This is a genomic window from Bacteroidota bacterium, from assembly GCA_020161395.1.
Classification (GTDB): Bacteria; Bacteroidota; Ignavibacteria; order Ignavibacteriales; family Ignavibacteriaceae; genus UTCHB3.
The window spans coordinates 45,793-72,290 of sequence record JAIUOE010000007.1 but is presented as its reverse complement, the minus strand read 5'-3'; the positions used below and the strand labels follow the sequence as shown (position 1 = coordinate 72,290).

Sequence of the window (26,498 nt, the reverse complement as noted above, 5' to 3'; positions counted from 1 at the left end):
TGAGCAGCCTTTTTTATCTACATTATTCTCTTTTCGAAGTTGTGTTGAGCAGGATATTTAAAGGTTCTTCACACCATATGGCAGTGACCATACATCACTCTCGACAGGTGTGGAATCATCCGCAACAGCTTTCTTTGTGAGCACATCCATCACCATGTGGAAATAACCTGCATAGTTGGTTGTGTTCATTACTGCACGATAGGTTTTGATGTAGCTTGTGCCGCTTGAAACAGTTGAGACCAACTGAAAAACCTGTTTGTTTTTGTTGATTCCTCTGTTGTCTGCCCCGTAGTTCAGAATCACATAGTCCGGGTCATCTGTGGTCGAGAGCACCTTAAGCGTCAGGGTGACCTCCGAATTTTTGTCGAAAACGGGCAACTGTTTGAATCTGGCAATTCCGCGGGCAAGATAAAGATTGTTCGGTGAGGTTACATCGATCGGGACAATCCCGGGGGCTGTAATCTGAAGCGACTGAATTTTTGAGATGCTGGCTGCTGTTCCGCCCTGTACCGCAGACCATGCAACGAGCTTCCAGTTGTTTCTTGGATTGTTGGAGCTGTTAACCTTCTCGAACACCAGGTTTCTCTTCACTACAGCAGTGTAATTTTTCCGAAGAGTTGTGTCCGTGGTGCTGTTACTGTCTTTCTTTGCTCTGATAACAAGAGTGTTGTTAAAGGTAAAGGTCGCAATACCCAGAGCGGAATCCCCAACTACACGAATCTGAAAACTTCTTGTAACAGAATTGATTTTTCTCTTTACATCCAAAGTGACCCAGCCCGAAGCCGTTTTTGCCACTTCGCCGGAAATATCATCCTGCCAGTTGGCTTCAAAATTCAGTACTGTACTGTCCTCTGAAGCGATACTCTGCATTGCCTCAACATTTACATCTGTCGGTTGAACCGGGTTGTCGCTGCTCTTGCAACCTGTCATTCCCGCAATCACGATGAGTGTGAAAAGGAACAACACTCTTTTAGTGAATGATTTTAACATTTTATTCTCCATTATTTTTAACATTTTTTTAAGTTCATTTTTATGACAAAAAATTTAATTTCATGGTTTAATATAAAATGCAGGAGCCTCGGGAGGTGTATTTGTCAGCACAAATGTTGTTCCTGTGCTTTAGATCAATAAAAGCCGGAAATAAAGGAGAGATGGGAAAGTGAGGTTAATTATTTCTTTAGCGGTTCAAGGATGAGTCCACATTGCGATATAGATGATTGTAATATGTTTATTCCAAGAAAGATTTTTACTCCGACTCAAACAACTCTTTAAATCTTCTTCCTCCCATGAACTTGTCATTGTAGTACTTGGTATCAAATGAAGAGACTATAACGCCCTGCTTTGTGCTGGCGTGGGCAAAAAGACGGTTGCCGAGGTAGATGCCTACATGTCCGGGCCTGGAAGAGGGACGGGTATCGAAAAACACGAGGTCACCAAGCTGTAAGTCTTCGAGAGCCGGGATGGCTTCTCCCTGAGTGAACTGATCGCGGGCAACCCGGAAAAGGGAAAGACCAAATGCCTCCTGAAACACCAGTTTCGTAAAACCAGAACAGTCGAGCCCGTTACGGGTATTTCCACCCCAAACATACGGAGTGCCGAAATATTTGATAATATTCATTATCAGCTTGTCGCTGTTCTGCTTCTGTTTCTCCGACAGGTTTTCCACATTGTGCATAATAATTTCTTCCATGGAGATATTTTCATTCTCAGGAAGATAATAGTATGTGTCGTCGGATTGCGGGTCAGTTTTATCGGGGACCCGTTTATTTTCATTGTTATCGGGAAGAGGGCTGGTGACAATTGTATCAGCATTTCTTTTTGAGGCATCCTGTACCGGATTGCCGGAAGGTTTGTTCACTTCGACATCTTTCCCCCTTCCGGGAGCAGAAGATAAACCAGAACAGCCGGTCAGGAAGAGTACCCCGCCGGCTGTTAATAATAAGAGGAATAAGCGCAAGCTACGCACCAAGATAAGCCTTTAAATTTTTTGTTTTCGGGTTCCTTTGTAAACGCCTGATGGCTTTTTCTTTGATCTGCCTTACCCGCTCACGAGTCAGACTGAATTTCTCTCCGATCTCTTCAAGAGTGAGAGAGTGTTCTTTGTTCAAGCCAAAATAGAGCCTGATAACTTCCGCTTCTCTTTCGGTGAGTGCAGAAAGCGCCCTGCTGATCTCTTTTTTGAGAGATTCAGACATCAGAGTATAGTCAGGCTGCGGATGCTGGTCGTTCTGCAATACATCAAGGAGTCTGTTGTCTTCACCCTGTGCAAAAGGTGCATCTACAGAGACATGTCTTCCGGAAATTTTAAGCGTATCTGCCACTTCATTGACATCCATGTCCACTTCTATGGCAATCTCGGAAGCTCTTGGCTCTCTCTCGTACTCCTGCTCGAGCTGGCTGTATGCCTTTGTGATTTTGTTAAGGGCTCCCACTCTGTTCAGAGGAAGTCTCACGATTCTCGACTGCTCAGCGAGTGCCTGAAGGATCGACTGACGAATCCACCACACAGCATACGAAATAAACTTGAATCCTCGGGTCTCATCGAATCTTCTTGCTGCCTTTATCAAGCCAAGGTTTCCCTCGTTGATAAGATCACCTAACGACAATCCCTGGTTTTGATATTGTTTAGCAACCGATACAACGAACCTTAAGTTGGCTTTTGTAAGGGTTTCCAATGCGTTCTGGTCTCCGTTTTTGATACGGATGGCAAGTTCTATTTCCTGATCAGGAGTAAGCAAATCTACTTTGCCTATCTCTTGTAAATATTTATCAAGCGACTGGCTCTCACGGTTCGTATATTGCTTCGTAATTCTCACCGATACCACCTCTCTTTTTTAAAGGTTAATCAAAAGTTATAAATTCTTATTCGTGTATAATGAGTCAACTATTGCCACAATTGACGCATCCACAGGTGCCATGTCAACCGGAAGAGGTATTACTGCCTCAGAAGCGGTAATATATACCACAACTTCACCGGGACCTGCACCAACAGTATCAACTGCAATAATCGGGCTTCCTGTTTTTTGGTGATCTGCATTAATCGGCTGAATAATTCTAAAAGAGGAGCCTTCAAGACTCTCATACTTTCTGGTAGCCCACAAATTTCCGATCACTTTTGCGAGGAACATCTAATCCGTCTTATCGAGTTTGTCGATTATTGCCATTATTACAGCATCAACCGGTTTGTTCTTTGTTATATTGGTCTGTCGGGCACTGCTTCCGGTTGCCACAAGCACCACTTCACCTTCTCCGGCTCCTACGCTGTCAACGGCTATTACAAAATTCGTTTTGTCTTTTAATTCCAAATCAAGCTCACGGACGATCAAAAATTTTGCTCCAACGAGGTTCTCATCTTTTTTCGTTGACCAGATCGTTCCAATTACTCTTCCAATAATCAATTTAACCTCGAATTTCGGGTTTTACAGGTTGTCTTATGTAACAATTTTTGCGGGATTTTAATTCCTGCCCGCAACCGGTTCAAACAGTTTAGACGAAACGACTAACCGTTCGTTCCTCTGCCGGGTAAAAAACTCGTACCGGCTATCGGAGCATCGATTCCGAACCAGTCCAAAACAGTCTTCCCTGCATCTGCGAAAGTAGTTCTGACACCCAGCTCACCGGGTATCACTCCTTTTCCGGTAATGATCACAGGAACATATTCCCTTGTATGATCGGTCGATGTAACTGTCGGGTCGTTTCCGTGATCGGCAGTCAAAAGCAAAATATCCGATTCATCCATGTTTGTCAAAATTTCAGGAAGAAACCGGTCGAAATCTTCAAGCGCTTTTGCAAAACCTGCAGGATCGAGTCTGTGACCATAATAGACATCAAAATCCACGAGATTGGTCATTATAAAACTGTTGTTGTTTTCTTTCATGGCTCTAAGAGTTGCAGCACATCCTTCATCGTTGGATTTCGTGTGTATTATTTCAGCCAGACCTCTCTCGTTGTAAAGGTCTCCGATTTTTCCGATTCCTGTGGTTTTTATTCCATTTTTCATCAGATGATCCAGCATTGTCTCTGCCGGAGGATCGAGGGAATAATCTCTTCTGTTGGTTGTCCTTTTGAATGTTTCCGCAGATTCTCCGACAAACGGGCGGGCAATAACCCTGCCAACAAAATAGTCTTTCAGCACTTCATTTCGTGATATCTCACATATTTCATACAATCTCTGCAATCCGAAATGCTCCTCATGAGCAGCAATTTGAAATACCGAATCGGCTGAAGTATAGACAATCGGGTATCCGGTTCTAATGTGCTCCTCACCCAGCTCTTTTATAATTTCGGTACCGGATGCAGCTTTATTACCAAGGATTCCCTTGCATCCTGTGGCATCAAGGAAATGATTCACTATCTCAGGCGGAAATCCACCATGGAAATAATCGAAATCCTTCGGACAGATGATCCCGGCGAGTTCCCAGTGTCCCGATGTGGAGTCCTTCCCTTTAGAGACTTCAAGCATCTTTCCAAATGCTCCCACGGGAGCACCGGCGGGAGCACCACCGGGTACCGGAGCAATATTGCCCAGTCCGAGTGAGCGGAGATTCGGGATGTTCAATCCGCCGTTTTTTAAAGCTGTATTTATCAGGGTGTTGCTCCCCTGGTCATTGTAGTTGGGAGCATCGGGTAATTCACCGATACCAACTCCATCAAGCACTATAAAGATAAAATTTCTGATCTCTGTCTCCTAAATTGAAGAGCAAACTTTTCCGCCATTCCCATCCTGTGCCTTTTGGAGAGCCAGAAGAGCAGGCTGGAAAATTTCCTCGAAACTGTTTTTGTTGTCTGCCGGTGCTATCCCGATAGAAATTGTAAATCCGCCGGATGCTCCCGGTGTTGATGCAGACTGCTTTGCAACTTTTGTTTTAAGCCTTTCAGCCCACATAAATGATGTCTTGGCGTCTTTTCCAAAAAAGAAAACTCCAAAGACATCTTTGTCAAGTTTACCTATTACTGATGTTTGATTCACATCAAGTTTGATGAATTCAGAGAGCCTTATCAATGGTTTGGAGGAAATATCGCCTCCGAAAAGCTCCATTTGCTCCGGAAATTTATCCACAGCAATGAGCGCGAGTGACCCCGGAAGCTTGAACTGCTGAATTCTGTAGAGGTCTTGATCCACTCTCTCCATAAAGAATTTTTTATTGAGAGTTTTAGTTTCGGCGTCATACAACACATCATTCCGTAACATCATCTGCAGGGAATGGTTATAGAACACATAAGATAGCAAAGAGTTGATCCTGGCTACAAATCGTGTCTCGGCAGATGTAAAGGCATTATTCTCGGGAGATTCCAAACAAAGGATACCGAGTAACTGCCCGTTCACATTCAAAGGAACCGTAAAAAAAGACCCTTGTTCAGCCTTTTCCTCGTTTATTGAAAAGCGGGGAATCTCTTCTTCACCAAGGTTTTTATAGTACAAAGGTCCCTGATTCGAGAGTTGTATTCCCGCCAGGGTATTTGAAATTTCAACTTCAGTTCCTTCAACAAAATGGGGAACTCCATCGGTACTGAACACCCGCGATATTTTCAGGGTTTTCGAGTAACCGGAAAAATCGAGGAAGTAAATCACCTTTGCCGGTATTAGTTCACGCAACCTTTGCTCGAATACCGCAAGAATATCATCCACAGAAGTGGATACCAGCAACTGGTCGATTATGGCATTTAACACTTTCAGTCTTTTTTCAGCGAGACCTTCGAGAAATCCTGTTTGAACAATTGAGAGCATGTGAGTAATTATTCTGACATACCTTCCAAGTGCGAACAGTGTTTCAGTTCCAAAAGCTTCGGGGTCCTTCGAATCTATTGCCAGAACAGCAATAATTTTACGGTCGAAAAACACAGGCACCGCTGCAAAACTCCTGATGCCATGTTTCGAATTGTAGTATTTTATGAGGTTCTGCTCATCTTCATCTTTTATTCCGTTGAGATAAACAGGCTTTTCGTAGCTAACCACCTGACTTAAAAGATCGCTCTCCACCGGGATCGACATCGCCCTGAAATCGTTGACTCCGACTACATAAGCAGCAGGATTCAGTTTTCGGGTGGCAGGATTCAGCCAGAAGAAGACGGCAGAGTGTGAAAGAAGATTCTCACGAATCAGTTTAATCGTTTTATCAAGAAAAAAGCTGATCGTTGCCTTGTTGTTCTCCACCCCCGGAGCAGCTTCATTGGTTATTTCAAAATATTTTTCGCTGATATCCGTTGGTTCTTCATCACTGAGTGTAATGATATTGGATCTTTTTGGGGGGTCTTTTACGGTAGCAGTATTTTGCTTGAAAGCCGATTCTTTTTTGGGTGCATCGGGTTTATAAACGCCCGTGACTTTTACCGCTCCACCGTCAAAATCATCGATTTCAGGCTCCTGTTTAGGAGTGTCGTTAAGAATCTGATCAAAGGTTTTCTGTTCCTTTTCCTTTTTTAACACGGCAAAAAGAAGGAGAAGGTTTACAACCAGTATTACGCCCATTACTATTCTGGTAACTGTATCACCAATAATGAACAGTAACAAAAAAAGCACCGGAGCGAGTGCGATCAAGGCTATTTTTATGAGCGGTTTTTTATTCATCGAAATTATAAAACTCTTTGACCTTCAAAAATAATCCTGATCGATGAGATAATCAAATTTTAGATTATTTTTATCTGTTCAGATGATCTTTTATTGCTGAAATAATATTTTTTTTGAATTTTCCCGACTTAATTGTGTAGGGGAAAATGCTCTCTCCCATTTTTAGTCCGGGGAAAGTCTCTGATACCTGCTTCATCGACCGGCTCAGTTCGCTCTGATTCAGTTTGTCGGTCTTGGTCAAAAGTATGACATAAGCTGCATTCAGGCTCTTGCAGAAATTGTGAAAATCGATATCATGCTCACTTTTTGTGACCCTGCTGTCGACCAGATGGATTACAAGTTTGATCATGTCGGATTCATTGAAAAACTTTAGAATGAACCTTCCCCACGCATCCCGCTCTTTTTTACTCACCTTTGCATATCCGTAGCCGGGGAGATCGACAAAATAGAAGGAATTATCTATTTTGATATAGTTCAGCGTCTGGGTCTTCCCCGGAGTCGAACTGACTCGTGCAAGTCCCGGTTTACCGGTCAGATGGTTAATGAAGGAAGACTTTCCTGCATTTGACCTTCCGGCTATAACTATCTCGGGCAGCCTCTCTTTAAGGCTTGAGATATCGTTGTATGATCCGGTAAATTGTACTGATTCAAACATATAAAAAAAGAGTAATCCGAACCCGGATTACTCTTGTAAAATAATTTAGGAAAAAGATCAAGACTCCGCTGATGCTTTTTCAGCTTCCTTTTCTTTTTTGGTGGCAGCAGCAGCTTCACGGGCTTCCTGTCTCTGCTGAGCCATCTGGTTTGCTGCTTCGTTATAGTCAACCAGCTCGATGATAGCCATCTGTGCGGCATCACCAAGTCTTACTGCAGTTCTAACGATGCGGGTATAACCACCTTTTCTATCGCCCACGGCAGGAACCACATTATTGAAAAGCTCCTTGGCAGCTTCTTTATGTCTGAGAGCGCTCATCACTATTCTCATATCGTGAAGGGTTCCCTTGCGGGCTCTTGTGATAAGAGGTTCAGCAAAAGATCTTAATTCCTTTGCTTTAGCGATAGTGGTCTCGATCCTCTTGTGCAAGAAGAGGGATGCTGCAAGATTTTTCAACAACGCATTTCTATGGCTGTGAGTTCTTTTTAATTTTCTGCCTTTAACTTGATGTCTCATTTCTTAAACCTTCATCCGGATTAGTTTGAACTGCTGTCTTCTTTAATATAATCGTCGATATTCATTCCGAACTCCAAGCCCAGAGTTTCAACGATTTCCATCAATTCTGCGAGTGACTTTCTGCCGAAATTTCTGAATTTCAACATTTCAGCTTCGTCTTTTGCCACAAGATCAGAGATGGTTTTGATGTTCGCAGCTTTAAGGCAATTATGAGCGCGCACACTTAATTCAAGATCATCCACATTGGTAAGAAGTATTTTCTTGATTCTTTCTCTTTCGGAATCCTTCTTCACTTCTTCATGGCTCTCTTCCTGTTCAATATCAAAGTTGATAAAGAGCTGCAAGTGATCTCTCATTATTTTAGCTGCTTGTGTTAAAGCGTCATCCGGTGTTATCGATCCATCGGTTGCAACATTCATGATCAATTTTTCATAATCGTTTCTGTCACCGATACGGACATTTTCAATCTCGTATGTGGCATTAACGATTGGCGAATAAATTGAGTCGATTGCAATAGTGCCAAGGGGATATTCGGCTGACTTGTTTTCCACAGCCGGAACATATCCTTTACCTTTGCCAACACGAAGTTCAATCTCGAACTTTGCATTTTCCTGCAGCGTTGCAATGTGCAATTCAGGATTTAACACTTCCAGATCTGCGGTATATTTTTGAATGTCTGCGGCTGTTATCACTTTCGGTCCCTGAACCGTAAACTCGATCTTTGCCGGTTTTTTATTCAATAACTTTAATCTGACCTGCTTCAGATTAAGGATAATTTCAGTTACATCTTCTACAACACCGGGGATTGTACTGAATTCATGAAGTACTCCACCAAACTTTACTGCTGTAAACGCTGCACCCGGCAGTGAAGAAATCAATATTCTTCTAAGAGAGTTTCCAACGGTTACACCGTAGCCTCTCTCAAGCGGCTGCAGGAAAAACCTGCCAAAAGTATTGCTGTACGATGACTCTTCGCAAATTACAGCTTCCGGTATTTTTAGATATGATCCACTCATTTAAACCTCTAAAAATTTCTTTTTTGTTATTTAGAGTACAACTCTACAACGAACTGTTCGTTCACATTAAGTTGTATGTCTTCTCTTTCGGGAACATTAACAAAAGTACCGCTCAGGGTTGCTTTGTCCACTGTTAACCATGGATGCACATTGTCTTTTACTCTCTTTAGAGAATTGTGGACGATGTCCAACTGTTTGCTCTTGTCTTTTACCTTGATCACATCACCCGGCATCAGGGTATAAGAAGGAATATCAACGATAAATCCGTTTATAAGGATGTGTCTGTGGCGAACGAGCTGACGGGCAGCCTTACGCGAAGGAGCAAAACCCAATCTGAAAACCACATTATCCAGCCTTCTTTCAAGAAGCTGAAGCATGTTGGTACCTGTAATACCTTTTTGTCTCGAAGCCTTTTCGAAAAGGTTTCTAAACTGGGTTTCGAGGACACCATAAATTCTTTTGATTTTCTGTTTTTCTCTTAACTGAATACCATACTCGGAAACTTTGGATTTTCTTGAGGTGCCGTGCTGACCCGGAGGGTAGTTTTTCTTTTCCAACGGACACTTTTCAGAGAAGCATTTGCTCCCTTTCAAGAAAAGCTTTTGCTTCTCCCTTCTACACAATTTACAAACCGAACCGGTGTATCTTGCCATTTAATAACTCTCCAATAATAAAATTAAACTCTTCGTCTTTTGGGTGGCCTGCAACCGTTGTGTGGTATCGGTGTAATATCTTTAATCGATGTGATCTCGAAACCAACATTTACTAAAGCTCTTATAGCAGATTCTCTACCTGCACCGGGGCCCTTTACTCTTACTTCTACTCTTCTCAAGCCCATGTCATAGGCTTCTTTGGCTGCAGCTTCACTGGTAACCTGCGCGGCGAATGGTGTATTCTTGCGCGAACCTTTGAAACTGTTCCTTCCTGCGGTCGACCATGAAATGGTGTTCCCGTATATATCAGTCAGAGTGACCAACACATTATTGAAGGATGCTTTTATATGAGCGATGCCGTTCGCATCGACTACATGTTTTTTCTTAACTTTTTTGGTAGTTTTAGCCAATTAATAATCCTCCGATTTTCAATTACTTCTTAGCAGCAGCTTTTTTCTTGCCTGCAACCGTTTTTCTCTTGCCTTTTCTCGTACGGGAATTGGTTCTGGTTCTTTGTCCTCTTGCAGGAAGACCTCTTCTGTGCCTCAAACCTCTGTAAGTACCGATATCTATTAAGCGTTTGATGTTGAGCTGAACTTCAGAGCGCAGCGCACCTTCAACCTTAAAATCTGCCTGAATAACGGATCTAATGTTACCTACTTCATCTTCTGTAAGTGAACCGACTTTTCTGTCAGGGTCGATTTCTGCTTTTTGCAGTATCTCGTCAGCTATTGACGGACCTATACCAAAAATGTACTGCAGGCCGTAATAAATCTTCTTATTCTTTGGTAAATCTACACCAGCTATACGTGCCAATTAAATTTCTCCTTAAAAAAATTTCTATCCTTGTCGTTGTTTATGCTTTGGGTTCTTGCAAATAACCCTGAGAGTCCCTTTTCTCTTGATTATTTTGCAATGCTCGCATATTTTTTTTACTGAAGCTCTTACTTTCATCTAATACTCCGTTATTTATACCGGTAAGTTATTCTTCCTTTAGTCAAATCATACGGGGATAACTCTATCGACACACGATCGCCTACCAGAATCTTGATAAAATGCATACGCATCTTACCAGAGATGTGAGCCAGGATTTCGTGCCCGTTCTCTAACTTTACCTTAAAACTTGCGTTAGGTAGAGTCTCGGTTATTACTCCGTCAACTTTTATTGGTCCTTGTTTTGCCATTTACTCTATGGTTAAGATTTCCGGTTTTGTTCCGTTTACCAAAATGGTATGCTCAAAATGAGCAGATGGCAATCCATCAATTGTTTTTATTGTCCAGCCATCACTCAATTCGTATACCTCATATTTACCTGTGTTAACCATTGGCTCTATAGCCAGTGTCATGCCGCTTTTCAGTTTCTTCCCGGTTCCCTTTATTCCGTAGTTCGGAATTGAAGGGTCTTCGTGAAGATACCTGCCGACACCATGCCCGCACAATGCTCTTACAACAGAATAGCCGTTGGCTTCGACATACTGCTGAACTGCGTAAGAAATATCGTGAACACGATTGCCTTCCACGGCCTGCTCAATCCCCAGATATAAAGATTTTTCAGTTACATCCATGAGATTTTGCTTTTTGGTATCCTCACCAACGAGAACACTAAGTGCGGCATCTCCGTAGAAACCGTTTTTCTTTACACCCACATCGATCGAAACCAGATCCCCTTCCGTAACTTTTCTGCTGCCCGGTATACCGTGGACAACAACATCGTTAATTGAGATACATAAAGTACCCGGAAACGGGGGGGTCCCTGTCTGGCGATACCCTTTGAATGCCGGAGTGCCTCCACGGCTCAAGATGTGATCTTCAGCCATTTTGTCCAGCTCTTCAGTGGTAACCCCGACCTTTACATTTTTCTTCACCAGATTCAGTGTCTCTGCCACTATCCGGCAACTCTCGCGGATGGCATCGATCTCTCTGGCATTTTTAATATGGATCACTTTATCAGTACGATCTTTTTCTTACCAGCTTCCCGCCCTTCATGAATCCGTCATAATGTCTCATGACCATCATGGAGTTAATCTGATTCATTGTGTCAAGTGCCACACCAACAACGATGAGCAAACTTGTTCCTCCGTAAAACTGTGCGAATGTTGGAGCAATATTGAACCTGGAAATAAATGCAGGCAATATGGCAACCGCAGCAAGGAAGATTGAACCCGGGAGGGTGATCTTTGTAAGAATATTGTCAATAAATTCAGCAGTCTGTTTCCCAGGTCTGATACCCGGAATAAATCCACCCTGCCTCTTCATATTGTCGGCAACTTCCTTCGGATTGAATGCGATTGCTGTATAGAAGTAGGTAAAGAAGATAATAACAATTGCATAGAAAAATGAATATACAAATGATGTATAGTTGAAATATCCGGCAATCGACTGTATGAACTCACTGTCAGGGAAAAATGAAAGCAGTGTGTTTGGAATGAACATGATCGCCTGAGCGAAGATGATCGGCATTACACCTGCAGTGTTAACCCTGAGAGGGATATACTGCGTTACGCCGCCGTAAACTTTTCTTCCAACCACTCTTTTAGCATATTCCACAGGTATTCTTCTTGTTCCCTGTGTTACAAGTATTACACCTGCGATCACGAAAACGAGGAAGATTATCAGGATCAATGAAATGATAAGGTTGCCACCCGCCTGTACTGACTGATATTCAGCAAGAAAGGCATAAGGCAATCTGTCGATAATTCCGATAAAGATAATAAGAGATATACCGTTTCCGATACCGCGTTCAGTAATCTGTTCACCCATCCACATCATAAAGATGGTTCCGGCGGTGAGGATGAGAACTGACTGGATCAGCCACATTGTATGATCGATTCCGGGAGCCACAATACCGCCACCACTGGCTGTGCTGTTAAGAGTAAAGGCTGTTCCCCAGGCTTGAAGTCCTGCGATGAGAACAGTTCCGACTCTCGTCATCTGATTAATTTTTTTCCTTCCTTCTTCACCTTCCTGTTGAAGTTTGGCGATTGAAGGAAGAACAGCCGCTGCCAACTGTAAAATAATTGAAGCGGAGATGTAGGGCATGATACCCAATGCAAAGATGGCTGCGTTCTTAAAAGCGCCGCCAACAAAAAGATCGTAGAGACCAAAGAGTGAATCACTGTTTTGTCTTTGCATAGCTTCCTTGAGGAGATTGCTGTCAACCCCGGGAAGTGCTATGTGTGCACCCACTCTTACGATCAAAAGAATAAGAAGAGTGTATAAAACTCTCTTCCTGAGTTCTTCGATCTTAAATATATTTGTGATAACTTCGATAAAACGCTGCATTGATACTCAGTCTAGATTGTTACTGTTTTGCCACCGGCTGCTTCGATTTTTTCGATTGCCGATTTACTGAATTGATGTCCGTTTACTGTAACTGCTGCACTAAGATCTCCTGTTCCCAAAACCTTTATGGGGCGGTTGGGGGTGGAAATAATTCCTGTCTGAAGAAGAATCTCGATTGTAACGGTGTTTTCAACAAGCCTGCCGGCATCAGCGAGCTTCTGAATATCATACAAATTTACTGCCTGATAATAGATTTTGAACGGAGGTGTAAAACCGAATTTAGGAACACGGCGCTGGATTGGCATCTGACCACCCTCGAACCATGCTCTGTGATTTGCACCAGATCTCGACATCTGACCGTTCGATCCTCTGGTTGCTGTTTTACCATGTCCCGATCCCGCTCCGCGGGCGACTCTTTTTCTTTTCTTTACTGCGCCTTTTGCAGGCTTCAAATTGCTAAGATAACTCATTTTTCTTTAGTCCTGAATTTCTTCCACTTTAACAAGATGTGCTACTTTTCTTATCATTCCTCTGATCTGAGGCGTATCGTTGTGTTCAACAAACCTGTTAGGTCTGCTCAGCCCAAGAGCCTCAATAGTAGCTTTCTGATCTTTGGGTCTGTCGATAACACTTTTCGTTTGAGTTATTTTTAATTTCATTTTTCTCTCCGATCTATAAGGTAAACATCTCTTTAACAGACAGACCTCTGAGAGCTGCAATGTCTTTTGCGCTTCTAAGTTCCAACAAGCCTGCTAAAGTAGCTTTTACCTGATTATGGGGATTACTTGAACCAAGTGATTTGGTAAGGACATCCTGAACACCGGCTGCTTCAAGAACAGCACGAACTCCACCACCTGCGATAAGACCGGTTCCGGGAGTTGCAGGTTTAAGCATAACTTTTCCTGCGCCGAATTTGCCGATGATTTCATGTGGTAATGTGTGAGACCCAATAAGTACCTGTTTCAGGTTCTTTCTTGCATCATCAATTCCTTTTTGGATGGCATCAGTAACTTCATTGGCTTTACCAAGTCCGATACCAACAAGCCCGTTTCCGTTTCCAACAACAACAATGGCGTTAAAACCAAATCTTCTACCGCCTTTAACAACCTTGGCAACACGGTTTATATGAACAACTTTTTCTTTAAAGCCGTCGTTGCTCTGATTTCTATTGCTCTTCAAATTTTTAACTCCGTTTCTCTAATTATCTCTGCTGCCGAGGGAGGATTCGAACCTCCACATACGGCTCCAAAGGCCGCTGTCCTGCCGTTAGACGACTCGGCAATCGTTTAGAATTGTAATCCGCCTTCTCTAAGTCCGTCGGCAAGGGCTTTCACACGGCCGTGATATCTGTAGCCATTCCTGTCGAAGACTATCGAAGTGATGTTCTGTTCCTGTGCTTTTTTAGCAAGGAAGAGGCCAACCACTTTCGATTTTGCGGTTTTTCCTTTAGCGTTCTTGATGTCTTCCTGCAACTCTTTAGTAAGAGAGGAAGCAGCAAGCACTGTTGCACTGGCACTGTCGTCTATCAGTTGTGCATAAATCTGATTGAGGCTGCGGGTTACTGTCAGTCTTGGACTTTCAGGAGTTCCCGAAACTTTCGCTCTGATTTTGGTTTTTATTTTTAATCTTGAATTCTTTTTACTCATTACTTCAGCTCCGCTTATTTTTTACCGGCTGTTTTTCCGGCTTTTCTTCTGATTGTTTCATTGGAGTATTTAATACCTTTTCCTTTGTAAGGTTCAGGCTTCCTAAACGATCTTATTTTTGCCGCTACAAGTCCGACGGCTTCTTTGTTTATACCGCTGATGATTATCTGTGTAGGTGTGGTCACCTGCAAAGTGATGTCATCTGGAGGGATGAAGTAAATAGGATGTGAATATCCGAGTGACAGAAGAAGGTTTTTTTCTCTTGCTTCCACCTTGTAACCAACACCCACTATATCCAAAGTTTTGGAATAACCTGCGCTCACGCCGGTTACCATGTTCTGAATCAGTGATCTGGTCAATCCGTGCAGGGCTCTGCTTTCTTTCTGATCATCTTTTCTGGTAACAACCAGAGTGTCATTCTCATGCTTGATTTCGACAGCATCTCTGAAAGACCTCTCGAGCTGTCCTTTCGGCCCTTTTACGGTCACAGTATTACCATTAATGGTAACAGTAACGCCATTTGGTATTTCTACCGGTTTTTTACCTATTCGTGACACTTTATTGCTCCGTTTATGATTTTACCAAATATAGCAGAGGACTTCGCCGCCTACATTGGCGCGCTTTGCCTGCTTATCTGTCATTATTCCACTGGATGTGGATAAAATTGCTATTCCGTAACCGTTGAGTACTCTTGGGAGTTCATCCACGGATTTGTAAACCCGAAGACCCGGGGTGCTTACTTTTTTCAAGCCGTTTATTGCCGGCTTGCCTTGCGAATATCTTAAGAGAACTCTTAAAACATTCTGTTTGTTGTCGGGAATTACTTCAAAATCGTAGATATAGCCATATTTCTTCAGAAGCCCGGCGATAGCTACTTTCATATTCGATGAAGGAATCTCAACTCTTCTCTTGTTAGCCTTGATTGCATTTCTCAATCTGGTCAAGAAATCGGCTATTGGGTCAGACATTGTCATTTTTTAAGAATCTCCTTTTACCAACTTGATTTCTTCACGCCGGGTATTTCACCACGCAAAGCTTTTTCTCTGAAGACCAATCTGGACACGCCAAATTTTCTGTAATAACTTCTCGCTCTTCCTGTCATCATACATCTGTTGTGAAGACGGACAGAAGAGGAATTTTTAGGAAGCTTCTGCAGACCCTCATAATCGCCGGCTGCTTTCAATTCTTCTCTGATTTTTTTATACTGTTCGTATAATCTTTCTCTTTTTGCTTCTCTGGCTATAAGACTTTTTCTTGCCATTAATAAAACCTCAGTTTAACTGTTAGTTACCTTTTTTTCTGAAGGGGAATCCAAACGCAGCCAATAATTCGAAAGCTTCGGCATCGGTTTTTGCGTTGGTCACAATTGTAATATCCATACCTAAAATGCGTGTTACCTTGTCAACATCAATTTCAGGGAATATAATCTGTTCTTTCACTCCGAAGGTGTAGTTTCCTCTGCCATCGAATGATTTGTCAGACAAGCCCTTGAAATCTCTTACCCTTGGGAGGGCGATGTTTACAAGTCTGTCGAAGAACTCATACATTCTGTCTCTTCTTAAGGTAACTTTTACCCCGATATTCATACCGGCTCTAAGCTTGAAGTTAGAAATAGCCTGTTTGGCTTTTCTGATGGTTGGTTTCTGACCTGTAAAAGCCTCAAGATTTTTTACGGCTTCTTCAAGAATCTTGGGATCGGCAATAGCATCACCAACGCCCATGTTTACAACTATTTTCTCCAGCTTTGGAACCTGCATTACATTTTTATACTGAAATTTGGTCGTGAGCGCAGGCATCACATCTTTTTTGTAAAATTCAAAAAGTCTGCAGGGGATCTTTACTGCCGGTTCAGCAGTTTCCTTTGCGGCCTTTTTTTCTTTAACTTCAGGTTTTTGTTTTGTTTTTTCTGCCATTTTCTGAAACCTTGGTCCTTGTTTATATCATTTCACCGCTTTTAACACTGACGCGGACTACTTTCTCTTTACCGGTTTTTTCGTCCACTATCAGCTTTCCGCCCAATCTTGAAGGCTCACCTGTTTTCGAATCGATAATCATCACATTCGAAACATGGATTGGAGCTTCTTTTTCAATAATGCCACCCTGAGGGTTAGCCTGATTAGGTTTTGTATGTCTTTTTCTTAAGTTAACACCTTCGACGATGACACGGTCAGTTTTCTTGAAGATTTTCAGAATTCTGCCTTTGGCACCTTTGTCGTTTCCGGCAATAACTACAACTTTATCGTTTTTTTTAAGATTTATTTTAGCCATTTTATCCTCTACAAAACTTCAGGAGCCAAAGAAACTATTTTCATGTAGTTTCTTTCTCTAAGTTCTCTTGCAACGGGTCCAAAGATACGGGTACCTTTAGGTTCGCCCTGGTTATTAAGAAGTACGGCAGCATTCTCATCAAAGCGAATGTAAGAGCCGTCTTTGCGTCTTACTTCCTTCTTTGTGCGAACGATAACAGCCTTTGATACATCACCTTTTTTAACCCCGGCGTTAGGTATGGCAGCCTTCACGGAAACCACAATAAGGTCTCCTACGCTGGCGTATCTTCTATTGCTGCCACCAAGCACTCTAATACATTTCAATCTTTTAGCACCGGAATTATCGGCAGCTACTAAATTTGTTTCTTCCTGAATCATTTTTTTCTCCGGTAAAAGCTACTTTGCTTTGATCAAAGTTTCAACTAAACGCCATCTTTTATTTTTGCTGAGAGGGCGGGTTTCCATAATCTTAACAATATCGCCAATCTGGCAACCGTTAAGGTCATCGTGCGCCATCAGTCTGGTTGTACTTTTATAGTACTTTTTGTAGATCGGATGAGCAACCCTTCTCTCGATAGCCACGACCACAGTCTTGTCCATCTTGTTACTGACTACTTTACCGATTCTGGTTTTTCTGTTATTTCTTTCCATTCTCTAAGAAGCTCCTGGTGATTAATTATTCTGAGCTTTTAATTCACGCTCTTTCTTAATGGTAAGAAGGCGTGCAATAGTTTTTCTTGTGTTGCTTATTGCAGCAGGATTTGCTTCTTGCTTCAGCGCATTTCTGAACTTTAAGTTGTTCAAAGCTTCATAGTTTTCAGCAAGTGCGGTTTTAAGTTCTTCGGATGTCAGTTCTCTGATCTCTTTCAACTTCATTTCTCTACTCCTGTTCGAAATCGGGTCTGGCTACGACCTTGGTTTTAATGGGGAGTTTATAAGAGCAAGTACCCAAAGCTTCTTTGGCTATCGCTTCACTTACTCCTGCTACTTCAAACATAATTCTTCCCGGTTTGATAACTGCTACCCAAAACTCGGGTGCGCCTTTACCTTTACCCATACGAGTTTCCAAAGGTTTTTTGGATACCGGCTTATCGGGAAATATTCTGATCCATACTTTACCGTCTCTTTTCATTTTTCTTGAAAGAGTGATACGGCATGCTTCTATCTGACGGCTGGTAATCCAGGCCGGTTCAAGTGCTTTCAGACCAAAATCTCCGAACGAAACCGACGAGCCACGATAGGCTTTACCGGTCATTCGTCCTCGTTGGGCTCTTCTAAATTTAACTCTTTTTGGCATTAACATGACAGCATTCTCCGAATTTTAGTCTGATACTCTTTTACCTAAAATCTCGCCGCGGCATATCCATACCTTGATGCCGATGGAACCATAAATGGTTTCGGCTCTGCCGTTGGCGTAATCAATATCCGATCTGAGAGTATGAAGTGGAGTTCTTCCTTCTTTGTACTGCTCTGTTCTTGCCATCTCAGCTCCGCCAAGACGACCCGCGCACATTATCTTTATCCCTTCACCGCCTGCTTTCATTGTGGATGAAAGTGATGTCTTCATCGCTCTTCTGAAAGATATTCTTCCTTCAAGCTGACGGGCAACATTTTCTGCCACGAGATAAGCATCGAGTTCCGGTTTTTTGATTTCGGATACTTGTACTTTAACTTCTTTATTGGTAATCTGCTTCAATTCTTCTTCAAGCTTCTGAATTTCAGAACCGCTTTTTCCGATTACTAGACCGGGTTTTGCAGTATGTATCGTAACGATAACATTTTTTGTGGTTCTGTCGATCACGATGCGAGAAACAGAGGCTGATTTCAGTCTTCTTCTTACATAGCTTCTTAACTGATCATCCTCTTTAAGCTTTACAGCATAACTTTTGTTTTCAAACCAGTTCGATTCCCAACCTCTGATAATTCCAACTCTGATTCCAATTGGATGAGTTTTCTGACCCAATTTAAGCCTCCTGTCCTTTAATATTGATTGATGATACTACTACCGTAAGGTGGCACATTCTTTTTCTTACGCGGTAAGCTCTACCCATTGGTGCCGGCAGTACCCTCTTCATCGCAGGACCATTGTTCACAAAAATTTCTTTTATGTAAACATTTTCCGGTTGAATTCTGGCTTCTTCGTTGTTGTTTATCAAGTTCGAAACTGCTGATTTGATAACTTTCAAAGCATCTTTTGAAGCGTGTTTTGGCTGGAACTGTAACGACTCCATTGCTTTCACAGCATTCATGCCTCTTACGAGATCTACAACGAGTCTCATTTTCCTTGGCGAGGATGGGATAAATCTATATGTTGCTTTTGCTTCCATTTTCTTTCGTCCTATCTAGCTCTTGAGGCTTTTTCTGCTTTGGTACCCGGGTGTCCCCTGAAAATTCTTGTGGGAGCAAATTCACCGAATTTGTGCCCGATCATGTTTTCAGTGACATATACAGGAATCATTTTGTTACCGTTGTGCACTGCAACTGTGTGTCCTATAAAGTCCGGTGTTATCATCGAAGCTCTCGACCAGGTCTTAATGATCTTCTTCTGTCCTGATTCATTAAGCGACTGTACTTTTTTCAATAGCTTATAGTGAATAAATGGGCCTTTTTTTATGGATCTTGGCATACTTACTCTCTACTACTTTCTGCGTTTAACAATATATCTGTTGGAAGGATTTTTCCGTTTACGGGTCTTCAGACCTTTAGCAGCCTGACCCCATGGTGAAACAGGGTGACCACCGCCTGAAGTCTTTCCTTCTCCACCACCCATCGGGTGATCGACCGGATTCTTGGCAACGCCTCTGCTTAACGGTCTTCTGCCCAGCCATCTGTTGCGGCCGGCTTTTCCTAAACTTATATTTTCATGATCTGAATTTCCGACTGTACCATAGGTTGCCATGCATTCGACTCTTACCACTCTTACTTCACCAGAAGGGAGTTTTAAAGTGGCCATCTCTTTTTCTCTTGCGATTAACTGTATGGATGATCCGGCACTTCTTGCAAGTTGTCCGCCTTTACCCGGTTTTAATTCAACATTGTGAATAAAACTTCCCACAGGGATCTCTCTGAGAGGGAGTGCGTTACCAACTTTAATTTCAGATCCCGGACCAGAGGTTACCTTCTGACCAACTTTGATACCAGCGGGAGCAAGAATATATCTTTTCTCACCGTCTTCATAGTGGAGCAGTGCTATTCTGCAGGTACGGTTTGGATCGTATTCAATAGAAAAGACTTTTGCGGGTACACCAAATTTGTTCCTCTTGAAGTCAATTATTCTATATTGTCTTTTGTGCCCACCGCCTTTGTGTCTTGAAGTCACGCGGCCATGATTGTTTCTACCGCCCGACTTGTCCAACGGAAGAAGTAAAGACTTCTCCGGTGTCGATTTAGTAATCTCAGCAAAATCTGAAACCGATCTAAATCTCGTCCCGGGTGTAGTGGGCTTATATTTTCTTATTGCCATTGCTCAAACTCCGGTCTGCTTCTAAGCTTGTTCAAATAATTCAATCTTATCGCCCTGTTTAAGAGTAACATAGGCTTTCTTGAACCGAGGCGTTTTTCCGGTGAACCTTCCGGTTTTCCTGAAAGATGTCTTTACCTTGCCTCTGTTTTTAATTGTGTTTACCGATATTACATTCACACCGAACTTTTTTTCAATCGCGTTCGCTATCTCAATTTTGTTCGAGCTCCAGCTTACTTCAAACCCGTATTTGCGGGCGGAAAGCATCTTAACGCTTTTTTCAGTGTATAGTGGCTTTACTAATACTTCTTTCATCTACTCAGCCGCTGCCTTTTCTTTAGAATAAGTATTGTTAAAATATTCTACCGCTCCTGACTGAAGGAGCAATACCTGGCTATTCAATATGTCGTATGTAGAAACACTGTTTACACTTAGAACTTTTACTCTCTCGATATTTCTACCTGATTTGTAAACATTCTCATTGTGTTCAGAAGTAAGAACAAGAACCTTTTTACCATCAAGTTTTAAAGCCTGGAGCAAAGAAACAAAGTCTTTAGTTCTGGGTGCTTCATATGTGAAGTTTTCTACAACAACCAATCTTTCTTCAGAATTCTTGAGCGAAAGAGCAGATCTCTTTGCGAGCATCGCAACTTTGCGCGGCACTTTTAACCGGTAGTCTCTTGGTTTTGGGCCAAAGATTCTTCCGCCACCCACCCACAATGGTGATCTGGTTGTACCGGCACGCGCTCCGCCTCTTCCTTTTTGTCTCCAAGGCTTCTTGCCGCCGCCTCTAATTTCGCCTCTTTCTTTGCTTTTATGAGTACCTTGTCTTTGATTGGCAAGATACACTTTGGAAGCGAGGTAGAGTACATGATGATTGGGTTCTACCGAGAAAACTCCATCATTCAATTCTACCTGTCCGGAGACTGTACCGTCTGTTTTATAAACATCGACTAACATTTCTAACCTGAACTATTTTTTGTATAACTCTACAATTGAATTTATGGCACCCGGAACAGCGCCCTTAACTAAAATTATGTTTTTCTCTGCGATGATTCTAATGACCTGAAGATTTCTTACCGAGACATTATCATTTCCCATTCTTCCTGCCATTCTCTGACCCGGGAAAACCCTGGATGGATAAGATGATGCACCAATAGAACCGGGTGCTCTTAACCTGTCAGACTGACCGTGTGTCGTTCCGCCGACTCCACCGAAACCGTGCCTTCTCATAACGCCCTGAAATCCTTTACCTTTACTTTTGCCGGAGACTTTTATCTTCTCTCCAACAGTAAAGATACCGAGATCAATGCTGTCACCCACTTTATACTCTGCCACGGAATCTACGCGGAATTCTCTGAGATGACGCACCGGCTCGAGGTTGTTCTTTTTGAAGTGACCTAAGACCGGTTTGGTCAAATTTTTCTCTTTAACCTGACCAAAGCCTAACTGAATTGCGTTGTAGCCGTTGATTTCAACACTTTTTACATCAGTTACGGTGCAGGGGCCTGCCTCGATGATGGTCACAGGTATTCTGTTGCCATTATCGTCAAATATAGCAGACATTCCAATTTTTTTACCAAGTATTCCTAACATATATTCTCCGCAATCCCTTAGAGTTTAATCTCTATGTCAACTCCGGCAGGGATATCTAGTTTACCTAAAGAATCGATTGTTTTAGCGCTAGAATTATGGATATCTATAATTCTTTTGTGTGTACGGGTCTCAAATTGTTCACGCGATTTTTTATCGACATGAGGTGATCGTAATACCGTGTATATCGTTTTACGGGTAGGCAACGGTATCGGACCGGAAACCGAAGCTCCCGTACTTTTAACTGTTTTAATTATTTTTTCGGTCGATTTATCTATAAGTATATGATCGTACGATTTTAACTTAATTCTAATTTTCTTACCGGCCACTTTGATTTTCCTCGTTTTTTAAGACACAAAAGGGGAGGGATACCCTCCCCGTCTGTGATGCAATAAAGATTCTCTTACTCGATGATCTTGGTTACGGTTCCGGCACCCACGGTTCTTCCACCCTCACGGATAGCGAATCTGAGTCCTTCTTCCATAGCGATCTCGGAGATCAGTTTAACTCTCATTGACCTGTTGTCACCAGGCATTACGATGTCGTCAGCGTTTTCAAGTGTTACTACGCCGGTCACATCTGTTGTTCTGAAATAGAACTGTGGTCTGTAGCCATTCGAGAATGGTTTGTGACGGCCACCTTCTTCTTTCGAAAGTACATAAACCTGGCACTCGAATTCGGTGTGAGGAGTGATCGATCCTGGTTTAGCAAGTACCATTCCTCTCTCGATTTCATCTTTACCAACACCGCGCATAAGGATACCGGCATTGTCACCAGCCTGAGCTTTATCAAGTTCTTTTCTGAACATCTCGATACCGGTGATAACGGTTTTCTTGTGCTGGCCAAGGCCTACGAGTTCGATTTCTTTTCCAAGCTCGATTTCGCCTCTTTCAACTCTACCTGTAGCAACTGTTCCACGACCTGTGATCGAGAAAACATCCTCTACCGGCATCAGGAATGGTTTGTCAACACTTCTTTCAGGGAGAAGAATCCACTCGTCAACTGCTGCCATGAGGTTCCAGATACAGCCGTATCTTTCATCATCTGTTGGAGCGTTGCTTGCGCCGGCTTCGAGAGCCTGGAGAGCTGATCCTCTAACGATTGGTGTGTTGTCACCATCAAATTCATTCTTCTGGAGAAGTTCTCTGAGTTCCATTTCCACGAGCTCGAGAAGTTCTTCATCTTCCATCATGTCAACTTTGTTGAGGAACACTACAATACGGGGAACACCAACCTGTCTTGCGAGGAGGATGTGCTCTCTGGTCTGTGGCATCGGTCCGTCAGTTGCAGCAACAACGAGGATGGCACCATCCATCTGAGCAGCACCGGTGATCATGTTCTTTACATAATCCGCGTGACCCGGGCAGTCAACATGCGCATAGTGTCTGTTCTCTGTCGAGTACTCAACATGCGCAGTAGCGATTGTTATACCTCTTGCTTTTTCTTCAGGGGCGTTGTCGATAGAATCGAATGTTCTAACCTGCGACAAGCCTTTGTTTGCTAATGCCATCGTAATGGCGGCTGTCAAAGTTGTTTTTCCGTGGTCAACATGACCGATGGTTCCAATGTTGACATGCGGTTTAGACCTGTCAAATTTTTCTTTGGCCATCTGCTTATCTCCTATTAATTTTTCTGCTTGGTTTAATTATCAGACAGTTGAAGCTGATCTTCTACCGGAAGATTTTTCCGATATCTCTTCAGCAATTGATTTAGGCACATCAGAATAGTGCGAGAACTGCATAGTGTATATTGCGCGTCCCTGGGTCATCGACCTGAGAACTGTTGCATAGCCGAACATTTCCGAAAGAGGAACTTTAGCCTTGATTACCTGAGCATCTTTTCTGGCTGAGAATCCTTCGATTCTTCCCCTTCTCGAGTTCAGATCGCCCATGACATCTCCGAGATATTCTTCGGGAGAAACCACTTCAACCGCTACTATTGGTTCCAATATAACAGGTTTGGCTTTTTTAGCTGCAATCTGGAAGCCCATCGAACCGGCTACCTTGAATGATATTTCATCGGAATCGACATCGTGATATGAGCCGTCAAAAAGTCTCACCTTTATATCTACCATTGGATATCCGGCGACAACACCATTACGCATTGCTTCCTGAACACCGGCAGAAACTGCAGGGATATACTCTTTAGGAACAACTCCACCGACGATACCGTTGATAAATTCGAAACCTTTGCCGGGTTCGTTGGGGCTGACTTCGAGCCATACATGACCGAATTTACCTCTACCACCGGACTGCTTAACAAATTTACCTTCAGCTTCAACACTTTCAGTAATAGTCTCTCTGTAAGCCACTTGTGGCTTGCCTACATTTGCGTCAACTTTGAATTCTCTTCTAAGACGGTCAACGATAATCTCCAAATGGAGCTCACCCATGCCGGCGATGATGGTCTGTCCTGTTTCTTCGTCAACATGGACTCTGAAGGTCGGATCTTCATCAGCGAGTTTTGAAAGAGATTCAGAAAGTCTATCCTGATCAGCTTTTGTTTTGGGCTCAATGGCAATCTGAATTACAGGTTCAGGGAATACCATTCTTTCAAGAACCACAGGATCATCTTCACTGCAAAGGGTATCACCGGTTCTTGTAAACTTAAGCCCGACTGCTGCTCCAATGTCGCCTGCCCTTACCTGTGTAATTTCCTCACGGTGGTTGGCATGCATCTGCAACAAACGGCTGATTCTTTCTTTTTTCCCGGATACGGAGTTATAAACATACGATCCGGCTTCAAGTTTACCTGTATAAACTCTGAAGAAGGTCAGCTTTCCTACATAAGGATCGTTCATGATCTTGAATGCAAGCGCTGTAAACTTCTCGTCTTCGGTAACATTTCTTGTTACCTGGTCATTAATGCCGATGTGGTGGGCTTCAATCTTGGCTGCATCTTTTGGTGACGGCAGAAAATCGATTACCGAATCAAGAAGCATCTGAATGCCTTTGTTCTTGAAGGAGGCACCGCACAAAACCGGTATAATAACATTATCAATTGTAGCTTTTCTGAGAACCGTTCTTATTTCAGCGGCTGATATCTCTTCCCCGTCAAGGTATTTAACCAAAAGGGTATCATCGACATCAGAGACAGCCTCAAGCATCTCGGTTCTGTATTTCTGTGCAATCTCTATAAGATCTTTAGGAATCTCGATGATATCGAATTCTTTTCCAAGTGAATCATCATGATACATTATGGCTTTGAATTCAATAAGATCAATTACCCCTGCGAAGATATCTCCGGCACCGATAGGCAGAGCCAGTGGAATGGCGTTTGCTCCGAGCCGTTCACGAATCATTTCGAGTGCGTTGTAAAAATCGGCGCCAATTCTGTCCATCTTGTTGATGAATGCGATTCTTGGAACACCATATTTATCAGCTTGTCTCCACACAGTCTCAGACTGTGGTTCAACTCCGCCTACAGCACAAAACAGAGCTATTGCTCCATCAAGTACTCTGAGCGATCTCTCAACTTCAACTGTGAAGTCGACATGCCCGGGGGTATCAATAATATTTATTTGGTGGTCATTCCATAAACATGTGGTTGCAGCACTTGTGATGGTAATGCCTCTTTCCTTTTCCTGTTCCATCCAGTCCATAGTCGCAGCACCATCATGTACTTCGCCGATCCGGTGCAAACGGCCTGTATAATACAGTATCCTTTCAGTCGTTGTCGTTTTACCGGCATCAATGTGTGCCATGATTCCGATATTACGAACTCTATCTATAGGTGTCTTTTTGCTCATTATCTATTCTGTTACTTTTTAATCACTACCACTTGAAGTGAGCGAAAGCCTTGTTGGCTTCGGCCATTCTGTGGGTATCATCTTTTTTCTTTATTGCGTTGCCCTGATTGTTCGATGCATCAATAAACTCGTTTGCGAGCTTTGTTGCCATCGATTTGTCTTTTCTGTCAGTTGCATATTTTTTTATCCATCTGATAGCAAGAGCCATTCTTCTTTCAGGGCGGACTTCCATCGGAACCTGATAGGTAGCTCCACCGACTCTGCGGCTGCGCACTTCAATTACGGGCTGGCAATTCTGAATCGCCTTTTTGAAGATTTCAATTCCCGGTTTCGAAGTTTTTTCTTCAACTATTGTAAAAGCATCATATACCAGAGTTCTTGCGGTTTCCTTGTGACCATCTTCCATAATTGCATTTATGAATTTAGCCAGCGAATGATCACCGAATCTTGGATCTGGTTTTATATATCTTTTTGGTGCTCTCTTTTTTCTCATAACTGATTACTTGCCTTTTTGTTGTTTGGGCCTCTTGGCTCCGTACTTGGATCTTCCCTGTTTTCTGTCAGATACACCATTGGAATCGAGCGTTCCTCTAATGATGTGATACCTGACACCGGGAAGGTCTTTAACCCTGCCGCCCCTGATCAAAACGATCGAGTGCTCTTGCAAATTGTGGCCTTCGCCGGGTATATAGGCTGAGACTTCTATGTGGTTAGTTAGTCTAACTCTCGCAACTTTGCGTAATGCCGAGTTTGGTTTCTTCGGAGTTGTTGTGTAAACTCTGGTGCAAACCCCTCTTTTTTGAGGACAGGCAGAAAGGGCCGGTGCTTTATTTTTTGAAAGCACGATCTTACGACCTTTCCTCACCAACTGATTGATTGTAGGCAAAATGAACTCCTGATTTTGTCCAAAACTTAAAAAAATTCAGACTTCAAATATAGGATAAAATAAATTAATTGTCAAGGTTTTTCACTTGACTTTAAAAAATAAAACTATTTTATGGCTTCTGAATTGCTCAGAAGCAACACCCTCGATCCATTCCGAGGGGTATCAGTAAAGGAGGGAGTCCCCGATCCATTCCGGGGACCCTTAAAAA

At 42.7% G+C, this 26,498-nt stretch carries 42 protein-coding genes and 1 tRNA gene; all 43 read right to left on the bottom strand.

Features of this window, described 5'->3' with window-relative positions:
- Positions 1–57 precede the first annotated feature (57 nt).
- Complete coding sequence (locus LCH52_12145; GenBank protein MCA0389230.1) at positions 58–990, bottom strand: hypothetical protein; 933 nt, start codon at positions 988–990, stop codon at positions 58–60.
- Positions 991–1,246: 256 nt separating this feature from the next.
- The gene (locus LCH52_12140) at positions 1,247–1,957 is read right to left on the bottom strand and encodes an NlpC/P60 family protein (GenBank protein MCA0389229.1); all 711 of its coding nucleotides are present in this window, start codon (positions 1,955–1,957) and stop codon (positions 1,247–1,249) included.
- Between the two features lies 1 nt (position 1,958).
- Positions 1,959–2,825 carry an RNA polymerase sigma factor RpoD/SigA gene (locus LCH52_12135; protein ID MCA0389228.1) on the bottom strand — a complete coding sequence of 289 codons (867 nt, stop codon included), beginning with the start codon at positions 2,823–2,825 and terminating at the stop codon, positions 1,959–1,961.
- Positions 2,826–2,852: 27 nt separating this feature from the next.
- A complete protein-coding gene (locus tag LCH52_12130; GenBank protein ID MCA0389227.1) occupies positions 2,853–3,128 on the bottom strand; it encodes a EutN/CcmL family microcompartment protein in 276 nt (91 codons plus the stop codon).
- Complete coding sequence (locus LCH52_12125) at positions 3,129–3,398, bottom strand: EutN/CcmL family microcompartment protein (protein MCA0389226.1); 270 nt, start codon at positions 3,396–3,398, stop codon at positions 3,129–3,131.
- Between the two features lie 101 nt (positions 3,399–3,499).
- Positions 3,500–4,678, bottom strand: coding sequence for a phosphopentomutase (locus tag LCH52_12120; GenBank protein MCA0389225.1), 1,179 nt, complete (start codon positions 4,676–4,678; stop codon positions 3,500–3,502).
- Positions 4,679–4,687: 9 nt separating this feature from the next.
- Complete coding sequence (locus LCH52_12115) at positions 4,688–6,568, bottom strand: GAF domain-containing protein (GenBank protein ID MCA0389224.1); 1,881 nt, start codon at positions 6,566–6,568, stop codon at positions 4,688–4,690.
- 70 nt (positions 6,569–6,638) lie between these two features.
- Positions 6,639–7,223: a ribosome biogenesis GTP-binding protein YihA/YsxC gene (gene yihA, locus LCH52_12110; protein ID MCA0389223.1), complete on the bottom strand. Its 585-nt coding sequence runs from the start codon at positions 7,221–7,223 to the stop codon at positions 6,639–6,641.
- 57 nt (positions 7,224–7,280) lie between these two features.
- The gene (rplQ, locus tag LCH52_12105; GenBank protein ID MCA0389222.1) at positions 7,281–7,739 is read right to left on the bottom strand and encodes a 50S ribosomal protein L17; all 459 of its coding nucleotides are present in this window, start codon (positions 7,737–7,739) and stop codon (positions 7,281–7,283) included.
- Between the two features lie 20 nt (positions 7,740–7,759).
- Positions 7,760–8,755 carry a DNA-directed RNA polymerase subunit alpha gene (locus tag LCH52_12100; protein ID MCA0389221.1) on the bottom strand — a complete coding sequence of 332 codons (996 nt, stop codon included), beginning with the start codon at positions 8,753–8,755 and terminating at the stop codon, positions 7,760–7,762.
- Positions 8,756–8,781: 26 nt separating this feature from the next.
- Positions 8,782–9,408 carry a 30S ribosomal protein S4 gene (gene rpsD, locus LCH52_12095; GenBank protein ID MCA0389220.1) on the bottom strand — a complete coding sequence of 209 codons (627 nt, stop codon included), beginning with the start codon at positions 9,406–9,408 and terminating at the stop codon, positions 8,782–8,784.
- Between the two features lie 23 nt (positions 9,409–9,431).
- The gene (gene rpsK, locus LCH52_12090) at positions 9,432–9,818 is read right to left on the bottom strand and encodes a 30S ribosomal protein S11 (GenBank protein ID MCA0389219.1); all 387 of its coding nucleotides are present in this window, start codon (positions 9,816–9,818) and stop codon (positions 9,432–9,434) included.
- A gap of 22 nt (positions 9,819–9,840) precedes the next feature.
- Positions 9,841–10,224, bottom strand: a complete 384-nt coding sequence (rpsM, locus tag LCH52_12085; GenBank protein MCA0389218.1) for a 30S ribosomal protein S13 — start codon at positions 10,222–10,224, stop codon at positions 9,841–9,843.
- 24 nt (positions 10,225–10,248) lie between these two features.
- Positions 10,249–10,362: a 50S ribosomal protein L36 gene (rpmJ, locus tag LCH52_12080; protein ID MCA0389217.1), complete on the bottom strand. Its 114-nt coding sequence runs from the start codon at positions 10,360–10,362 to the stop codon at positions 10,249–10,251.
- 11 nt (positions 10,363–10,373) lie between these two features.
- Positions 10,374–10,592, bottom strand: coding sequence for a translation initiation factor IF-1 (infA, locus tag LCH52_12075; GenBank protein ID MCA0389216.1), 219 nt, complete (start codon positions 10,590–10,592; stop codon positions 10,374–10,376).
- Positions 10,593–11,351 carry a type I methionyl aminopeptidase gene (map, locus tag LCH52_12070; protein MCA0389215.1) on the bottom strand — a complete coding sequence of 253 codons (759 nt, stop codon included), beginning with the start codon at positions 11,349–11,351 and terminating at the stop codon, positions 10,593–10,595.
- 4 nt (positions 11,352–11,355) lie between these two features.
- Positions 11,356–12,690, bottom strand: a complete 1,335-nt coding sequence (secY, locus tag LCH52_12065; GenBank protein ID MCA0389214.1) for a preprotein translocase subunit SecY — start codon at positions 12,688–12,690, stop codon at positions 11,356–11,358.
- 11 nt (positions 12,691–12,701) lie between these two features.
- Positions 12,702–13,160: a 50S ribosomal protein L15 gene (gene rplO, locus LCH52_12060; protein MCA0389213.1), complete on the bottom strand. Its 459-nt coding sequence runs from the start codon at positions 13,158–13,160 to the stop codon at positions 12,702–12,704.
- Positions 13,161–13,166: 6 nt separating this feature from the next.
- Positions 13,167–13,349, bottom strand: a complete 183-nt coding sequence (gene rpmD / locus LCH52_12055) for a 50S ribosomal protein L30 (GenBank protein MCA0389212.1) — start codon at positions 13,347–13,349, stop codon at positions 13,167–13,169.
- Positions 13,350–13,362: 13 nt separating this feature from the next.
- The gene (gene rpsE, locus LCH52_12050) at positions 13,363–13,869 is read right to left on the bottom strand and encodes a 30S ribosomal protein S5 (GenBank protein MCA0389211.1); all 507 of its coding nucleotides are present in this window, start codon (positions 13,867–13,869) and stop codon (positions 13,363–13,365) included.
- Between the two features lie 31 nt (positions 13,870–13,900).
- A tRNA-Gln gene (locus tag LCH52_12045) sits at positions 13,901–13,971 on the bottom strand.
- Between the two features lie 5 nt (positions 13,972–13,976).
- Complete coding sequence (gene rplR, locus LCH52_12040; GenBank protein ID MCA0389210.1) at positions 13,977–14,336, bottom strand: 50S ribosomal protein L18; 360 nt, start codon at positions 14,334–14,336, stop codon at positions 13,977–13,979.
- Positions 14,337–14,350: 14 nt separating this feature from the next.
- Positions 14,351–14,893, bottom strand: coding sequence for a 50S ribosomal protein L6 (rplF, locus tag LCH52_12035; GenBank protein ID MCA0389209.1), 543 nt, complete (start codon positions 14,891–14,893; stop codon positions 14,351–14,353).
- Between the two features lie 21 nt (positions 14,894–14,914).
- The gene (gene rpsH / locus LCH52_12030; GenBank protein ID MCA0389208.1) at positions 14,915–15,310 is read right to left on the bottom strand and encodes a 30S ribosomal protein S8; all 396 of its coding nucleotides are present in this window, start codon (positions 15,308–15,310) and stop codon (positions 14,915–14,917) included.
- 17 nt (positions 15,311–15,327) lie between these two features.
- Positions 15,328–15,597: a 30S ribosomal protein S14 gene (gene rpsN / locus LCH52_12025; protein MCA0389207.1), complete on the bottom strand. Its 270-nt coding sequence runs from the start codon at positions 15,595–15,597 to the stop codon at positions 15,328–15,330.
- A gap of 22 nt (positions 15,598–15,619) precedes the next feature.
- Positions 15,620–16,249: a 50S ribosomal protein L5 gene (gene rplE, locus LCH52_12020; GenBank protein ID MCA0389206.1), complete on the bottom strand. Its 630-nt coding sequence runs from the start codon at positions 16,247–16,249 to the stop codon at positions 15,620–15,622.
- A 22-nt stretch (positions 16,250–16,271) separates the two neighbouring features.
- Complete coding sequence (gene rplX, locus LCH52_12015) at positions 16,272–16,604, bottom strand: 50S ribosomal protein L24 (protein ID MCA0389205.1); 333 nt, start codon at positions 16,602–16,604, stop codon at positions 16,272–16,274.
- Between the two features lie 8 nt (positions 16,605–16,612).
- Positions 16,613–16,981: a 50S ribosomal protein L14 gene (gene rplN / locus LCH52_12010; GenBank protein ID MCA0389204.1), complete on the bottom strand. Its 369-nt coding sequence runs from the start codon at positions 16,979–16,981 to the stop codon at positions 16,613–16,615.
- 18 nt (positions 16,982–16,999) lie between these two features.
- A complete protein-coding gene (rpsQ, locus tag LCH52_12005) occupies positions 17,000–17,254 on the bottom strand; it encodes a 30S ribosomal protein S17 (protein MCA0389203.1) in 255 nt (84 codons plus the stop codon).
- A gap of 21 nt (positions 17,255–17,275) precedes the next feature.
- The gene (gene rpmC / locus LCH52_12000) at positions 17,276–17,479 is read right to left on the bottom strand and encodes a 50S ribosomal protein L29 (protein ID MCA0389202.1); all 204 of its coding nucleotides are present in this window, start codon (positions 17,477–17,479) and stop codon (positions 17,276–17,278) included.
- A 4-nt stretch (positions 17,480–17,483) separates the two neighbouring features.
- Positions 17,484–17,906 carry a 50S ribosomal protein L16 gene (gene rplP, locus LCH52_11995; protein MCA0389201.1) on the bottom strand — a complete coding sequence of 141 codons (423 nt, stop codon included), beginning with the start codon at positions 17,904–17,906 and terminating at the stop codon, positions 17,484–17,486.
- An 18-nt stretch (positions 17,907–17,924) separates the two neighbouring features.
- On the bottom strand, positions 17,925–18,566 hold the full coding sequence (gene rpsC / locus LCH52_11990) for a 30S ribosomal protein S3 (protein MCA0389200.1): 642 nt from the start codon (positions 18,564–18,566) through the stop codon (positions 17,925–17,927).
- Position 18,567: 1 nt separating this feature from the next.
- Complete coding sequence (gene rplV / locus LCH52_11985) at positions 18,568–18,930, bottom strand: 50S ribosomal protein L22 (GenBank protein ID MCA0389199.1); 363 nt, start codon at positions 18,928–18,930, stop codon at positions 18,568–18,570.
- Between the two features lie 11 nt (positions 18,931–18,941).
- On the bottom strand, positions 18,942–19,229 hold the full coding sequence (gene rpsS, locus LCH52_11980; protein MCA0389198.1) for a 30S ribosomal protein S19: 288 nt from the start codon (positions 19,227–19,229) through the stop codon (positions 18,942–18,944).
- Positions 19,230–19,241: 12 nt separating this feature from the next.
- Positions 19,242–20,066, bottom strand: a complete 825-nt coding sequence (rplB, locus tag LCH52_11975; protein MCA0389197.1) for a 50S ribosomal protein L2 — start codon at positions 20,064–20,066, stop codon at positions 19,242–19,244.
- Positions 20,067–20,087: 21 nt separating this feature from the next.
- On the bottom strand, positions 20,088–20,378 hold the full coding sequence (rplW, locus tag LCH52_11970) for a 50S ribosomal protein L23 (GenBank protein ID MCA0389196.1): 291 nt from the start codon (positions 20,376–20,378) through the stop codon (positions 20,088–20,090).
- Complete coding sequence (gene rplD, locus LCH52_11965; GenBank protein ID MCA0389195.1) at positions 20,379–21,023, bottom strand: 50S ribosomal protein L4; 645 nt, start codon at positions 21,021–21,023, stop codon at positions 20,379–20,381.
- 12 nt (positions 21,024–21,035) lie between these two features.
- Positions 21,036–21,659: a 50S ribosomal protein L3 gene (gene rplC / locus LCH52_11960; GenBank protein MCA0389194.1), complete on the bottom strand. Its 624-nt coding sequence runs from the start codon at positions 21,657–21,659 to the stop codon at positions 21,036–21,038.
- A 17-nt stretch (positions 21,660–21,676) separates the two neighbouring features.
- A complete protein-coding gene (gene rpsJ, locus LCH52_11955; protein ID MCA0389193.1) occupies positions 21,677–21,985 on the bottom strand; it encodes a 30S ribosomal protein S10 in 309 nt (102 codons plus the stop codon).
- A gap of 74 nt (positions 21,986–22,059) precedes the next feature.
- On the bottom strand, positions 22,060–23,265 hold the full coding sequence (tuf, locus tag LCH52_11950) for an elongation factor Tu (GenBank protein ID MCA0389192.1): 1,206 nt from the start codon (positions 23,263–23,265) through the stop codon (positions 22,060–22,062).
- Positions 23,266–23,304: 39 nt separating this feature from the next.
- Positions 23,305–25,404, bottom strand: coding sequence for an elongation factor G (fusA, locus tag LCH52_11945; GenBank protein ID MCA0389191.1), 2,100 nt, complete (start codon positions 25,402–25,404; stop codon positions 23,305–23,307).
- Positions 25,405–25,429: 25 nt separating this feature from the next.
- On the bottom strand, positions 25,430–25,897 hold the full coding sequence (gene rpsG / locus LCH52_11940; protein MCA0389190.1) for a 30S ribosomal protein S7: 468 nt from the start codon (positions 25,895–25,897) through the stop codon (positions 25,430–25,432).
- 6 nt (positions 25,898–25,903) lie between these two features.
- Positions 25,904–26,290, bottom strand: coding sequence for a 30S ribosomal protein S12 (gene rpsL, locus LCH52_11935; GenBank protein MCA0389189.1), 387 nt, complete (start codon positions 26,288–26,290; stop codon positions 25,904–25,906).
- Positions 26,291–26,498 lie beyond the last annotated feature (208 nt).